This is a genomic window from Mycobacterium sp. SMC-17 (genome assembly GCF_045310915.1).
GTDB lineage: Bacteria > Actinomycetota > Actinomycetes > Mycobacteriales > Mycobacteriaceae > Mycobacterium.
In genome coordinates this window covers 40,717-54,127 of record NZ_JBJIAK010000019.1, presented here as the reverse complement: position 1 = coordinate 54,127, position 13,411 = coordinate 40,717, and the positions used below count along the sequence as shown (strand labels likewise).

13 protein-coding genes are annotated in these 13,411 nt (G+C 68.7%); 8 read left to right on the top strand and 5 right to left on the bottom strand.

What is annotated here, in order from left to right:
• Positions 1–13 precede the first annotated feature (13 nt).
• Positions 14–1,690, top strand: coding sequence for an FAD-dependent oxidoreductase (locus ACJH7A_RS14395; RefSeq protein WP_406802191.1), 1,677 nt, complete (start codon positions 14–16; stop codon positions 1,688–1,690).
• Positions 1,691–1,749: 59 nt separating this feature from the next.
• Here ACJH7A_RS14395 and ACJH7A_RS14390 read toward each other — a convergent pair whose 3' ends face one another.
• The 3 genes from ACJH7A_RS14390 to ACJH7A_RS14380 form a co-directional block, all read right to left on the bottom strand.
• Positions 1,750–2,202: a VOC family protein gene (locus ACJH7A_RS14390; RefSeq protein ID WP_020098902.1), complete on the bottom strand. Its 453-nt coding sequence runs from the start codon at positions 2,200–2,202 to the stop codon at positions 1,750–1,752.
• 99 nt (positions 2,203–2,301) lie between these two features.
• Positions 2,302–3,444: a citrate synthase 2 gene (locus ACJH7A_RS14385; RefSeq protein WP_406775862.1), complete on the bottom strand. Its 1,143-nt coding sequence runs from the start codon at positions 3,442–3,444 to the stop codon at positions 2,302–2,304.
• A gap of 55 nt (positions 3,445–3,499) precedes the next feature.
• A complete protein-coding gene (locus tag ACJH7A_RS14380) occupies positions 3,500–4,120 on the bottom strand; it encodes a maleylpyruvate isomerase N-terminal domain-containing protein (protein ID WP_406775863.1) in 621 nt (206 codons plus the stop codon).
• A 40-nt stretch (positions 4,121–4,160) separates the two neighbouring features.
• Between ACJH7A_RS14380 and pdxH the strand changes: the two genes are divergently transcribed.
• The 7 genes from pdxH to ACJH7A_RS14345 all read left to right on the top strand — a co-directional run bounded on the left by pdxH (position 4,161) and on the right by ACJH7A_RS14345 (position 11,165).
• Positions 4,161–4,835: a pyridoxamine 5'-phosphate oxidase gene (gene pdxH / locus ACJH7A_RS14375; protein WP_406775864.1), complete on the top strand. Its 675-nt coding sequence runs from the start codon at positions 4,161–4,163 to the stop codon at positions 4,833–4,835.
• Positions 4,832–6,103 carry an MFS transporter gene (locus ACJH7A_RS14370; protein WP_406802205.1) on the top strand — a complete coding sequence of 424 codons (1,272 nt, stop codon included), beginning with the start codon at positions 4,832–4,834 and terminating at the stop codon, positions 6,101–6,103. Before pdxH ends, ACJH7A_RS14370 begins: the two co-directional genes overlap by 4 nt.
• Before the next feature lie 118 nt (positions 6,104–6,221).
• Positions 6,222–7,517 carry a citrate synthase gene (locus tag ACJH7A_RS14365; RefSeq protein WP_226520639.1) on the top strand — a complete coding sequence of 432 codons (1,296 nt, stop codon included), beginning with the start codon at positions 6,222–6,224 and terminating at the stop codon, positions 7,515–7,517.
• Between the two features lie 243 nt (positions 7,518–7,760).
• Positions 7,761–9,215: an MFS transporter gene (locus tag ACJH7A_RS14360; protein ID WP_226520640.1), complete on the top strand. Its 1,455-nt coding sequence runs from the start codon at positions 7,761–7,763 to the stop codon at positions 9,213–9,215.
• A complete protein-coding gene (locus tag ACJH7A_RS14355) occupies positions 9,205–9,624 on the top strand; it encodes a MarR family winged helix-turn-helix transcriptional regulator (protein ID WP_053856484.1) in 420 nt (139 codons plus the stop codon). The genes ACJH7A_RS14360 and ACJH7A_RS14355 overlap by 11 nt, the downstream gene beginning before the upstream one ends.
• 49 nt (positions 9,625–9,673) lie before the next feature.
• Positions 9,674–10,039 (top strand): FKBP-type peptidyl-prolyl cis-trans isomerase, encoded by a 366-nt coding sequence (locus tag ACJH7A_RS14350; protein ID WP_036419981.1) that lies wholly within the window; start codon positions 9,674–9,676, stop codon positions 10,037–10,039.
• A gap of 118 nt (positions 10,040–10,157) precedes the next feature.
• Entirely contained in the window at positions 10,158–11,165 is a 1,008-nt protein-coding gene (locus ACJH7A_RS14345; protein WP_406802190.1) for an OmpA family protein, read from the top strand.
• 85 nt (positions 11,166–11,250) lie between these two features.
• Here ACJH7A_RS14345 and ACJH7A_RS14340 read toward each other — a convergent pair whose 3' ends face one another.
• Together ACJH7A_RS14340 and ACJH7A_RS14335 are read right to left on the bottom strand one after the other, a co-directional pair.
• Entirely contained in the window at positions 11,251–12,600 is a 1,350-nt protein-coding gene (locus ACJH7A_RS14340; RefSeq protein ID WP_226520642.1) for a HAMP domain-containing sensor histidine kinase, read from the bottom strand.
• 99 nt (positions 12,601–12,699) lie between these two features.
• Positions 12,700–13,410 (bottom strand): response regulator transcription factor, encoded by a 711-nt coding sequence (locus ACJH7A_RS14335; protein ID WP_029104649.1) that lies wholly within the window; start codon positions 13,408–13,410, stop codon positions 12,700–12,702.
• Position 13,411 lies beyond the last annotated feature (1 nt).

Genomic DNA, 13,411 nt, shown 5'->3' with positions numbered 1-13,411 from the left:
ATTTAGGTAACTCATGCCGCACGTCATCACTCAGTCGTGCTGTAGCGATGGTTCATGCGTCTTCGCATGCCCGGTGAACTGTATTCACCCGTCCCCGGACGAGCCGGGTTTCGCTACCGCCGAAATGCTGTTCATCGATCCCGCCGCCTGCGTGGACTGTGGTGCCTGCATCACGGCCTGCCCGGTCGGCGCGATCAAGCCGGACACCAAGCTGACCGAAGCGCAGCTGCCGTTCATCGAGCTCAACGCGTCCTTCTACCCGAAGTACGAGGGCAAGCTGCCGCCGACGTCCAAGCTGGCGCCGGTGCCCGACGCCCCGGCGGTCGATCAGCGGCCGCACGGTCCGCTGCGCGTCGCGATCGTGGGCTCCGGCCCGGCCGCCATGTATGCCGCTGACGAGTTGCTGACCCAGCGCGGGGTCCGGGTCAACATCTTCGAGAAGCTGCCGACGCCCTACGGGCTGGTGCGTGCCGGGGTCGCCCCCGACCACCAGAGCACCAAGGGCGTGACGCGGTTGTTCGACCAGATCACGAAGCGCCGCGGGCTCGACTTCTACCTCAACGTCGAGGTGGGTCGGGACGTCACGCACGCCGAGCTGCTGGAGCACCACCACGCCGTGCTGTACGCGGTCGGTGCGCCCAACGACAAGCGCCTCGACATCGAGGGCATGGAGCTGCCCGGAACCGGAACCGCGACCGAGGTGGTGGCCTGGTACAACGGGCACCCCGAGTTCTCGCATCTGCCTGTCGACCTGAGCCACGAGCGGGCGGTGATCATCGGTAACGGCAACGTCGCGTTCGACGTGGCCCGCATCCTGACCACCGATCCGGATGCGTTGGCGCGCAACGACATTTCGGACCATGCCCTGGCCGCACTGCGTGACTCGAAGGTGCGTGAGGTCGTCATCGTGGCCCGTCGTGGCCCGATCCATTCGGCGTTCACGCTGCCGGAGCTGATCGGCCTGACGTCGACGTGCGACGTGGTGCTCGACGCCGCCGACCACGAGCTGGTCCGCCGCGATCTCGAAGCCGAGACGGACGCACTGACGCGCCACAAGCTCGAGATCCTCACCAAGCTGCCCGACAGCTCCGCGCCGGCGACCCGCCCGCGCATCCGGCTGGCCTACGAACTGACCCCGGCCCGCGTGCTCGGCTCGGACAAGGTCACCGGCATCGAGTTCACCGTGACCGGCACCGACGAGGTCCGGCAGCTCGACGCCGGCCTGGTGCTGACGTCAATCGGCTACCACGGCAAGGCAATTCGTGGTCTGCCGTTCGACGATGCCGCTGGCGTGGTCCCCAACGACGAGGGCCGCGTCATCGATCCGGCCACCGGCAAGCCGGTCCGCGGCAGCTATGTCGCGGGCTGGATCAAGCGTGGGCCGACGGGCTTCATCGGCACCAACAAGTCGTGCGCCGCGCACACCGTCGACCGGTTGGTCGCCGACTACAACGCCAGCCGCCTCAGTGAGCCGACCGCGAAAACCGTTGCGCTGCAACAGCTCATCCGCGACCGCCGGCCCGACGTGGTCGACATGGCGGGGTGGCGGGCCATCGACGCGGCCGAGATCGCGCGCGGCGGTGCCGACCGGCCGAGGGACAAGTTCATCGACGTGTCCGACATGCTGGCCGCAGCCGCCAACGCGCCCAAGCCGACGCTGCGTCAGCGGCTCCTCAGCGCGTTCTCCTGAGTGGTTTGTGCACGATTTTCCGCGGTCACCGCGGAAAATCGTGCACAAATCACTGGTCGCTAGCCCTGCTGGGCCGCCATCGCCTCGGCGATCTCCTCCGGGCTGACGACGCGCACGGTCTGCGCCAGCGACCAGTGGTGGCCGAACGGGTCCTCCACCTGGCTGTAGCGGTCACCCCAGAACATGTCCTGCGGGGCCATCAGTTCGCGTGCGCCGGCGTCGATGGCGCGCTGGTAGGCCGCGTCGACGTCGGGCACCTGCAGGTGGATGGTGACGGGCGTGCCGCCGAAGGCCGTCGGGGTCTGCGACTTGCCGCCACACATTTCCGGGAAGTCGTCGTTGAGGTAGACGTTCGACCCGTTGATGGTCAGTGCGGCGTGCATGAGCTTGCCGTCGGGCCCGGGCACCCGGCCGAGCTCGGTGGCGCCAAAAGCCTTGACGTAGAAGTCGATTGCAGCGGCGCCGTCGCCGACGACGAGGTGCGGGGCGAGGAAGGTCTGGGACTCGGTCATCGTGTTCTCCTCAGAGCGGTACTGCGTGGATTGGGGTCATTCGTTATGACCATCTCCAACGCTACTTCTCATCGGTGACAAGAAAACGGGTCTGAAGTGTCAGCTGTGCGCGATGCTGTCCCAGCCGGCCACCGAGTCCGCGGGGCGCGGCTGCGGGCCGACATAGATGGCCGCGGGACGGACCAGCTTGCCCAGCCGCTTCTGCTCCAGGATGTGGGCGCACCAGCCCGCGGTGCGGCCGCAGGTGAACATGGCGGGCATCATCGCGCTGGGCACCTGGGCGAAGTCCAGGATCACCGCGGCCCAGAACTCGACGTTGGTCTCGATGGCCCGGTCGGGACGGCGCTCACGCAGCTCGGCGAGGGCGGCCTGCTCCAGCGCGGCGGCGGCCTCGAAGCGCGGTGCGTCCAGGCGCTTGGCCGTGGCGCGCAGCACGCGGGCCCGCGGGTCCTCGGCGCGGTACACCCGGTGCCCGAAGCCCATCAGCTTTTCCTTGCGGTCCAGGATGCCCTTGACCACGGCCCGGGCGTCGCCGGTGCGCTCGGTCTCCTCGATCATCGGCAGCACGCGGGCGGGGGCGCCGCCGTGCAGCGGGCCGCTCATGGCGCCGATCGCGCCCGACAGTGACGCGGGCACGTCGGCCCCGGTGGACGCGATGACGCGCGCGGTGAACGTGGACGCATTCATGCCGTGCTCGGCGGCACTGACCCAGTAGGCGTCGATGGCCTCGATGTGCCGCGGATCCGGCTCGCCCTGCCAGCGGGTCATGAAACGTGCTGTCACCGTGGGGCATTCGTCGACGATGCGCTGCGGCACCGCGGGCTGGTAGATGCCGCGGGCCGACTGCGCGACGAACGACAGCGCCGTCACCGACGTCAGCGCCAGCTGCTCGCGGGCGGTGTCATCGTCGATGTCGAGCAGCGGCTGGAAGCCCCACAGCGGGGCGAGGGTGGGCAGCGCGGCCTGGACGTCGACGCGGACGTCGCCCGAGTGCACGTGCAGCGGGAAGGGCTCGGCGGCCGGCAGGCCCCGGCCGAACTCACCGTCGACCAGCAGCGCCCAGACGTCACCGAAGGTGACGCGGTGGCTCACCAGATCCTCGATGTCGACGCCGCGGTAGCGCAGGGCGCCGCCGTCCTTGTCCGGTTCGGCGATCTCGGTCGTGAAGGCGACGACGCCTTCCAGGCCGGCGACGAAGTTCTCGGGGATCTGCGGCGTCGACACTGACGTTGCCTCTGTCATGCCGAAATTGTTCCACTAGCCCGTGGACCGATGGCTACCGGCCGGTAACAAACGGTCAGACGACGGAGAAACCGGCAGGTAGAGCGCCGCGTCCGGTGAGCGCGGGCAGCACTGCGGCGGCCTGACCGGTCAGCGCCGCGATCTGCGCCGCCAGCACGGTGGCGTCGCGCAGTGCCTCGTCGGGCAGCGTGAAATCGATGCCGGTGGCCCGCGTGATGTCGAGGCTGTGCACCGTCAGCTCGAACACCCGGGTCGGCAGGTAGTTGCTGAGCCGGATGCCCAGGCCGCCGATCACGGCGATCAGGGGGTCGCCCGCCGTGTCCAGGTCGGTCCGCACCTGGGCCAGCAGGTCGGCGACTGTGGCCGCGGGATCCGTCCCAAGATTGCGCCCGGCCTCCCGCCCGCGTTCGACGATGTCGGGGCTGCCGGCGGCGTAGGCGCGCATCAGCGCGTAGTAGTGCGCCGGTCCGGTCACATCCTCCCGGTCGGCGGGTGTGCGCAGGTAGGTGCTGACGGTGATCAGTGACCGTGAGGTGTGCCCGACCAGCGCCCGCAGGTCCCAGTCACCGAGTCCCGGACCGTCCCACGCCGTGGCCGGGATCTGTGCCACCAGGTCCGCGAAAGCTGTTGCCGCCGAGACGAATACTGAATGGTCCGGGGGTGCGTCGGGCGCCATGTCTGCATTGTGTCACCGCATGGGCGTACCGTCGCCGATCATGGCATCCGATCACGTGGAGCAGTCGGCAGATCATCTGGCCCGGATGCGGGTCGAATACGGCTCGACAGAGAAGGACGGCAGCGTCGACCTCGACGTCGACTGGCTGGACCGGGGCTGGCTGGCGTTGTTCCGCGACTGGATGTCCGACGCGGTGCAGGCCGGGGTCTCCGAACCCAACGCGATGGTGCTGGGCACCGTCGATGCGCAGGGCCACCCCGTCACCAGGTCGGTGCTGTGCAAATCGATCGAAGAGACGGGCATCTCCTTCTACACCAACTACGACTCCGACAAGGGCGAGCAGCTGGCGGCGGTGCCCTACGCGTCGGCGACGTTCCCCTGGTACCTGCTGGGCCGTCAGATCCACATCCGTGGTCCGGTGACGAAGGTCGACGCGGCGCACACCGCCGAGTACTGGTCGAAGCGGCCGCGTGGTTCGCAGCTGGGCGCGTGGGCGTCGCACCAGTCAAAATCGATTGCCTCGCGGGCGGCGCTGCTGGAACAGTTGCGTGACGTGACCGAGCGATTCGCCGACGTGCCGGAGGTGCCGGTGCCGCCGAACTGGGGCGGCTACCTCATCGCCCCGGAAGTGATCGAGTTCTGGCAGGGTCGAGAGAACCGCGTGCACAACAGAATTCGCATCACCGGCGACCGGATCGAACGGCTCCAGCCCTGAAAGGTCTGATCGCCGACACCACACCACTGCGCAACCCCGACTACCGCCGCCTGTGGGGGTCCAGCGTCGTCACGGTGATCGGCGCCAACCTGACGATCTTCGCGGTGCCCGTCCAGCTGTACGCGCTGACGCAGAACTCGGCGTACGTCGGCCTGGCGGGCGTGTTCAGCGTGGTGCCGCTGATCGTGTTCGGCCTGTGGGGCGGCGCCTGGGCCGACGCGATGGACCGCCGGCGGCTGCTGATCATCGCGTCCTGCGGGCTGGCGGTCGCGTCGGTGCTGTTGTGGGTGCAGGCCGCCGCCGGGCTGAACAACGTCTGGCTGGTGCTGTGCCTGCTGTCGGTGCAGCAGGCGTTCTATGCCATCAACTCACCGACCCGCTCGGCCGCCATCCCGCGGATGCTGCCGGCCGAGCAGCTGCCGGCCGCCAACTCGCTCAACATGACGGTTTTCCAGGCGGGCGCGATCATCGGCCCGCTGCTGGCCGGCGTGCTGCTGCGCTGGGTGGACCTGTCGACGCTGTACTTCATCGACGCCCTCACCACGATCGCGCCGATCTGGGCCACGTTCCGGCTCACGCCGATGCCACCGGAGCACTCGCCCGACGACGACACTTCACGCTGGGGCTTCGCCGCCGTGCTCGACGGTTTCCGCTACCTGTCGGGCAACCGCGTCGTCCTGATGTCTTTCGTGGTCGATCTCATCGCGATGATCCTCGGCATGCCGCGGGCGCTGTTCCCGCAGATGGCCCACGAGAACTTCGGCGGGCCGGTCGCCGGCGGAACCGCGATGGCGCTGTTGTCGGCGGCCATGGCGGTCGGCGCGGTTGCCGGCGGAGTCTTCTCGGGGTGGCTGCCCCGGGTCCGTAGGCAGGGCCTGGCGGTGGTCGTCTCGATCGTCGTGTGGGGCGCGGCGATGGCCGGTTTCGGGCTGGCGGTCGGCCACGCGACCGGCCGGCCGGACGGCTTCCTCTGGATCGCCCTGGTGCTGCTGGCCGTCGGCGGTGCCGCGGACATGGTCTCGGCGGTGTTCCGGAGCACGATCCTGCAGGAAGCCGCCTCCGACGAGCTGCGGGGCCGTTTGCAGGGCGTCTTCACCGTGGTGGTCGCGGGCGGTCCGCGGATTGCTGACGCGGTGCACGGCGCGGCCGCCGCGGTGGTGGGGACCATGGTGGCCGCGACCGGTGGCGGCGTCCTGGTGGTGGTCGGCGTCATCATCTCGGTCGTGGTGGTGCCGGCGTTCGTGCGCTATTCGGTGGCTCGCAACTGATGCTTGACAGCGGGGTTATGGCGACCCGAGCAAGCACATAGTTCTCTTAACGACTACCGTCTAGTCCCGGACGTTTCACCTGCCGACACTGCAAGTCGACACCGCAAAAGGGGTTCAAGTGGCCGACACCTCCAGCTCTGACGACGTAGCCAACCTCCGGTATCCCGGGGGCGAGGTCGATCTCAAGATCGTGCGCGCCACCGAGGGATCGGACGGCATCGAGCTCGGCTCGCTGCTGTCCAAGACCGGCTACACCACGTACGACGGTGGTTTCGTCAATACCTCGGCCACCAAGAGCGCCATCACCTACATCGACGGTGACGCCGGCATCCTGCGCTACCGCGGGTACCCGATCGAGCAGCTCGCCGAGAAGTCGAACTTCATCGAGGTCAGCTACCTGCTGATCTACGGGGAGCTGCCGACGGCCGCCGAACTCGAGGCGTTCACCACCAAGATCCAGCGGCACACCCTGCTGCACGAGGACCTCAAGCGGTTCTTCGACGGCTTCCCGCGCAACGCGCACCCGATGCCGGTGCTGTCGTCGGCGGCCAACGCGCTGAGCGCCTACTACCAGGACTCGCTCGATCCGAAGGATCCCGAGCAGGTCGAGCTGTCGACCATCCGCCTGCTGGCCAAGCTGCCGACCATCGCGGCCTACGCCTACAAGAAGTCGGTCGGTCAGCCGTTCCTGTACCCGGACAACTCGCTGAACCTGGTCGAGAACTTCCTGCGCATGACGTTCGGCCTGCCGGCCGAGCCGTACCAGGTGGACCCGGAGCTGGTCCGCGCCCTGGACATGCTGTTCATCCTGCACGCCGACCACGAGCAGAACTGCTCGACGTCGACGGTGCGCCTGGTCGGCTCGTCGCAGGCCAACCTGTTCACCTCGATCTCCGGCGGCATCAACGCGCTGTGGGGCCCGCTGCACGGCGGCGCCAACCAGGCGGTGCTGGAGATGCTGGAGAAGATCCGCAGCGAGCACGGCGACGTCCGCGACTTCGTCAAGAAGGTCAAGAACCGCGAAGACGGCGTCAAGCTCATGGGCTTCGGCCACCGGGTCTACAAGAACTACGACCCGCGGGCGCGCATCGTCAAGGAGCAGGCCGACAAGATCCTCGGCAAGCTGGGCGGCGACGACGAGCTGCTGGACATCGCCAAGTCGCTGGAGGAGATCGCCCTCACCGACGACTTCTTCGTCGAGCGCAAGCTCTACCCGAACGTCGACTACTACACCGGCGTGATCTACCGGGCCATGGGCTTCCCGACCCGCATGTTCACCGTGCTGTTCGCGCTCGGCCGCCTGCCGGGCTGGATCGCGCACTGGCGCGAGATGAGCGCCGACCCGGGCACCAAGATCGGCCGCCCGCGCCAGATTTACACCGGCTACACCGAGCGGGACTACCCCAACCACTGAGTTTCACCGAGACGGCCCCTCGCGCACAGTGCGCGAGGGGCTTTCTCTTTTTCCCGCTCTTTTCCCGCGAGCTTGCCGCGTTCTCTTTTCCCGCGAGCGGCCGTGTTTGTACGGCAACACGCCGCCTTTTGCGCGCAGTTCGAGGCCGCTCGCGGGCGCCGAGCGTGCGCGTCCTGCCCATGTCGCCAATGTCACGCCGAAACTCCATTGCCTCGGCAACGGTTGTAGTTTCACAATGGTTGTGTGAATACAACTATCGACGCGCTCACCTCACGGCGCAAGACGATCATCCTGATCTCCTGCTGCCTGAGTCTGCTGATCGTGTCGATGGACTCCACCATCGTGAACGTCGCCATCCCGTCGATCCGCCGCGACCTCGGCGCGAGCGCCGCCCAGATGCAGTGGGTCGTCGACGTCTACACGCTGGTGCTGGCGTCGCTGCTGATGCTCTCCGGCGCCGCCGGTGACCGGTTCGGCCGGCGGCGGGTGTTCCAGATCGGCCTGACGATCTTCGCGTGCGGTTCACTGCTGTGCAGCCTCGCGCCGACCGCGGACGCGTTGATCGCCGCCCGCCTGGTACAGGGCATCGGCGGCTCGATGCTCAATCCTGTTGCCCTCTCGATCATTTCGCAGGTCTTCACCGACAGGGTGGAACGGGCCCGGGCACTCGGTTTCTGGGGCGCGGTCGTCGGCATCTCGATGGCGCTGGGCCCGACCGTCGGTGGCCTGCTGATCCACGCCGTCGGCTGGCGGTCGGTGTTCTGGATCAACCTGCCGATCTGTCTGGCCGCCATCGTGCTGACCGCGATCTTCGTCCCCGAGAGCAAGTCGGGCACCATGCGCGATGTCGACCCGATCGGCCAGGGGCTCGCGGTGGTGTTCCTGTTCAGCCTGGTCTTCACCCTCATCGAGGGGCCGGGGATGGGCTGGGGCCACCCCCGCACCGTGGCCATCGCGGTGCTGGCCGCGGTCGCCCTCGTCGGCTTCCTGCGCTACGAGCGCCGGCGCCACGACCCGTTCATCGATCTGCGCTTCTTCCGCAGCATCCCGTTCGCCGGCGCCACCGTCACGGCCGTGATGGCGCTGACCGGCTGGGGCGCGTTCCTGTTCATGATGTCGTTCTACCTGCAGAACGAACGGCACTACTCGGCCATGCACACCGGCATCATCTATCTGCCCATCGCCATTGGTGCCCTGGTTTTTTCGCCGTTGTCGGGACGGATCGTCGGCCGCTACGGTGCCCGGCCGTCACTGATGGTCGCCGGTGTCCTGATGGCCTCGGCCGCCCTCATGCTGACGACGCTGACGGCGACGACGCCCATGTGGCGAGTGGTCGTCATTTTCGCGGTGTACGGCATAGGGTTCGCGATGATGAACGCGCCAGTGACCAACGCCGCGGTGAGCGGCATGCCGGTGGAGCGCGCCGGCGCCGCGGCTGCGGTGACGTCCACCAGCCGCCAGGTGGGCGTGAGTATCGGTGTGGCACTGTGCGGTTCGATCGCCGGCTCGGCCCTGGCCGGCAGCGGCGTCGACTTCGCCACGCAGGCCCGGCCGTTGTGGTGGATGTGCGTCGCGATCGGCGTCGCGGTCGCCGTCCTCGGCTTCTTCTCGACCTCGCCGCGTGCCCTGCGCTCCGCGGAGCGGCTGGCGCCACTGATCGAGGGATCGCGTGAGCCGGAGCCGGCCGGTGTCCACTGATCCGCTGGCCGACGAGGTCTGGCAGACCATGGCCGCCGTCGTGGTCGAGAACCGCGACAGCTGGAAACGCGCGGTGGTCGAGCAGACCGGACTGCCCTTCAGCCGGGCCCGGATTCTGCGCCGGCTGGATGCCAAGGCCATGACGGCCAAAGAGATCGCCGCCGCGACCGGCATGGACGCGCCGGCCACCACCGTCGCGATCAATGATCTCGAAGAGCGCGGACTGGTTGTGCGCCAACCGGATCCGGAGAACCGGCGCTGCAAACTGGTGTCGCTGACGGACGCCGGTGGCGCGGTGCTGCGCGGCATCGGCCAGATCGATGACCCGGCGCCGCCCGTCTTTGCCACGTTGGACGCCGACGAGCTCGCTACGCTCCGTGACCTGCTGAGCCGGCTGCGCCGCCACTAGGGGTGCGGTTCCTGTCCACCCGCGGCAGGTGCCCGACTACGGTGGTCCCGTGGCAAACACCAAACCTGAGATCGAATTCCCGGACGGCCCGGCACCTGAGACGTTGGTGATCGAGGACGTCATCGTCGGCGACGGTGCCGAGGCGGTGCCCGGCGGCAACGTCACGGTCCACTACGTGGGCGTCGAGTACGACACCGGTGAGGAGTTCGACAGCTCCTGGAACCGCGGCGAGACCATCGAATTCCCCCTGCGCGGCCTGATCCAGGGCTGGCAGGACGGCATCCCCGGGATGCGCGTGGGCGGCCGGCGCAAGCTGACCATCCCGCCCGCACAGGCCTACGGCCCCGCCGGTGGTGGGCACCGCCTGTCCGGCAAGACGCTGATCTTCGTCATCGACCTCGTCGGCGTCCGCTGACCTGATCGACTTGCTGTCGGGCTTAGAGCCCGGCGGTTGTGGCGTGTCATGGCGGCAACGTGCCGTCCCCACAGCTGTCGGGCTCTAGGCTCGAACGTGTTTCAGGGAGGGTTTTGCAATGCCGGAAACAGCTGACGTCATCGAGCCGTCCGGCAGCGTCCGTCGCCTCGGCACGCGCGGCAGGGTGGCGGCGCTGGCTGTGGTGGTGGCCGTCGTCGCCGCCGTCGGCTGGGTGGTGTTCGGCACCTCCGACGAGCACCGGGCCCCGAGTTCCATCGCGGCCTCGGCGGTACCGACACCGGCACAGCAGCCCGAATTGACCTCCGCGCCGTTCGCGCTGACCCGCGACGGCAACACCGTCACGCTGACGGGCAGCCTCGCCAACACCCGGTCGAAGTCCGAACTGGCCGCCGCGGTGAAAGCGCAGTGGCTGAACGCCACCTTCAACGACAAGACGACCGTCGTCGACGGCGCCGGGACCCCGGACATGGCGGCCATCGGCAACGTGCTCTCCGCGGCCGATGCCATCGCCGATTTCGGGCTGTCCATCGACGGCGCCACCATCACGCTGATGGGGACGGCGCCCAACCTCGACGTCGCCGGCGAGGTGCAGAGCGCCGCAGCGCTGTCGTTCCCCGGCGCGAAGCTGGCCAACAACATTCAGATCCCGGCGCCGGGTGGTCCAGTGGCGCCGCCTGCGCAGGCGCCCTCGTCGGCTCCCGCGCCCACGTCCGCCCCCGCCCCGGCCCCGGCCGGTGGCCCGTGCGCGAAGGTGCAGGCCGACGTCACCGAACTGCTGCGCACCCCGATCAGTTTCGTCACCGGCGGATCGCAGATGACGGGGGAGTCCCGCCGGCTGCTGGTGCAGGTCGCCGACAAGATCCGGGCCGGCTGCCCGAACGGTGCGGTCACCGTGATCGGCTACACCGACAACCAGGGCAGCGACGCCGTCAACCTCAAGCTGAGTGACACCCGGGCCAAAGCCGTTGCCGCCGCGCTGGTTTCGAACGGTGTGCTGGCGGCGAAGATGACGGCCCGCGGCGCCGGCTCCGCCAACCCGATCGCTGACAACGGCACCGAAGAAGGCCGCGCGAAGAACCGGCGGGTCGAGATCACCGTCGGCTGAGCAGGCCCGCGTTCACCGCGCCGCGAGCGTGCACACAGATCGGCAATTGTCGGAGATTGCGAGCCGGCTGCACATTCGCGGCGGGCTAGTGATGCCCGGGCAGCCGTAGCAGCAGCCGCGTCCCGCCGAGTGGACTGGTCTCCAATGTCGCCGTGCCGCCGTGCAATTCAGCCTGCTGGGCCACGAGCGCCAGGCCCAGCCCGGAGCCCGAGTGCGACGCCGTGGAACCCCGGTTGAACCGTCCGAAGACCTTCAGGCGTTCCTCTTCGGGCACGCCGCAGCCGTCGTCGTCGACGGCGATCTCGACCCCGGCGCGCGAACTGACCGCCGACAGCTGAACTTTCGACGCACCGCCGTGCTTGACGGCGTTGGCGATCGCGTTGTCGACCGAAAGCCGCAGTCCGGCAGGCAGTCCCACAATGATGATCGTCGGCGCCGGTACCAGCGACACCTCCAGGTCCGGGTACACGCGCATGGCGTCGTGCGCGGCGCGGTCCAGGAGTTCGGTGATGTCCACGGGCACATGGTCATCGACGGTGGACAGCTCGCCCTGTGCCAGCCGCTCCAGCGCCCACAGTGTGGTCTCGATGCGCGACTGCGTGCGCACGATGTCGCTCAGTACTTCCTTGCGCTGCTCGTCGGGCAGGTCGAGCGTGCTCAGGATTTCGACGTTGGTACGCATCGCGGTGAGCGGGGTGCGCAGCTCGTGCGCCGACACCGCCGCGAAGTCCCGCGCCGACGCCAGCGCGGCCTTCGTCCGGCCCTTCTCCTCCCACACGCGGTCCACCAGACCCTTGACGGCGTCAGCGATTTCGACGGCCTCGGTGGCGCCGCGGACGTCGATGTGCGGGGCCTGCCCGTCCTGGCCCTCCGGATCGATGTCGCGCGTCTGCTGCGCCAGCCGTTTGAGGGGACGCACCGCGAACGCGGCCAGCGCCCAGCCCGCGACGGCGGCCGCGCCAATGGCGAACGCGCACAACGCGATCACCCGGCGGTGCAGATTGTTGGTGTCGACGATCGTCGCGTCGTACGTGGCGCCGACCGCCACCAGCATCGGGTCCGGCATGTGGATCTGCACCGTCCGCACCCGGTACCGGACCCCGTTGACCTGGGTATCGGCGTAGCCGACGGGCAGCTCGGGCAGCACGACATTCGAGTTCGAACTGACCTGGCCGTTCCGGCGTGCGGTGATGACGACGTTCTCGTCGTGCGGTGGCCGCGGAATCTCGTCGAGCCCGCGCGGCAGGAACGGGATCGCGAACCCCGCGGCCTCGTCGAGGCGCCGGTCCAGGCGTTCCTTGCGGTCGTTGGTGATGCCGATCCACACGATGGTGCCGACGATCCCGACCACGATGGCCGCGGCGATACCGGTGGCGAACGCGACGCGCGACTGCAGCGACGGAGTGCGACGGAAGACGCGCGCCAGGATGTTCACGGCCTACCGCTGCCGGTTCTTCGCGCAGGCGCTCATCAGCGCACTCGGTTCTTCGCGCAGGCGCTCATCAGTGCACTCTGTTCTTCGCGCAGGCGCTCATCACTGCTGCCTGAGCACGAACCCCACGCCGCGGACCGTGTGCAACAGTCGCGGCGCACCGTTGGCCTCCAGCTTGCGGCGCAGGTAGCCGATGAACACGTCGACGACGTTGGTGTCGGCGGCGAAGTCATAGCCCCACACCAGCTCCAGCAGCTGGGCGCGGGACAGCACGGCGGTCTTGTGCTCGGCCAGCACGGCCAGCAGGTCGAACTCGCGCTTGGTCAGGTCGACATCGGCGCCGTTGACGCGGGCCCGCCGGCCCGGGATGTCGACCTCGAGCGGCCCGACCGAGATGGTCTCCGACGAGAACGTCGCCGTCGCACCGCGGCGGCGCAGCAGCGCCTTGACGCGCGCCACGAGCTCGGCCAGCACGAACGGCTTGACCAGGTAGTCGTCGGCGCCGGCTTCCAGCCCCGCCACCCGGTCGTCGACCGAGCTGCGGGCCGAGAGCACACACACCGGCACGTCGTTGTCCATGGCGCGCAGCGCGGTGACGACGCTGACGCCGTCGAGCACCGGCATGTTGATGTCCAGAATGATGGCGTCCGGCCGGAATTCGGTGGCACTGCGCAGGGCTTCGGCGCCGTCGACGGCGGTCGACACCTCGAAGCCGGACAGCCGCAGGCCACGCTCCAATGAGGCCAGCACGTCCGGGTCGTCGTCGACTACGAGCAGGCGGGGGGAGGCGCTTCCGCTATCCATGTGCCTCATC

Coding starts and splice junctions, on each gene's coding strand:
- ACJH7A_RS14395 (WP_406802191.1), top strand. CDS start 14: ATGCCGCACGTCATCACTCAGTCGTGCTGTAGCGATGGTTCATGCGTC.
- ACJH7A_RS14390 (WP_020098902.1), bottom strand. CDS start 2,202: ATGACCGAGTCCCAGACCTTCCTCGCCCCGCACCTCGTCGTCGGCGAC.
- ACJH7A_RS14385 (WP_406775862.1), bottom strand. CDS start 3,444: ATGACAGAGGCAACGTCAGTGTCGACGCCGCAGATCCCCGAGAACTTC.
- ACJH7A_RS14380 (WP_406775863.1), bottom strand. CDS start 4,120: ATGGCGCCCGACGCACCCCCGGACCATTCAGTATTCGTCTCGGCGGCA.
- pdxH (WP_406775864.1), top strand. CDS start 4,161: ATGGCATCCGATCACGTGGAGCAGTCGGCAGATCATCTGGCCCGGATG.
- ACJH7A_RS14345 (WP_406802190.1), top strand. CDS start 10,158: ATGCCGGAAACAGCTGACGTCATCGAGCCGTCCGGCAGCGTCCGTCGC.
- ACJH7A_RS14335 (WP_029104649.1), bottom strand. CDS start 13,410: ATGAGGCACATGGATAGCGGAAGCGCCTCCCCCCGCCTGCTCGTAGTC.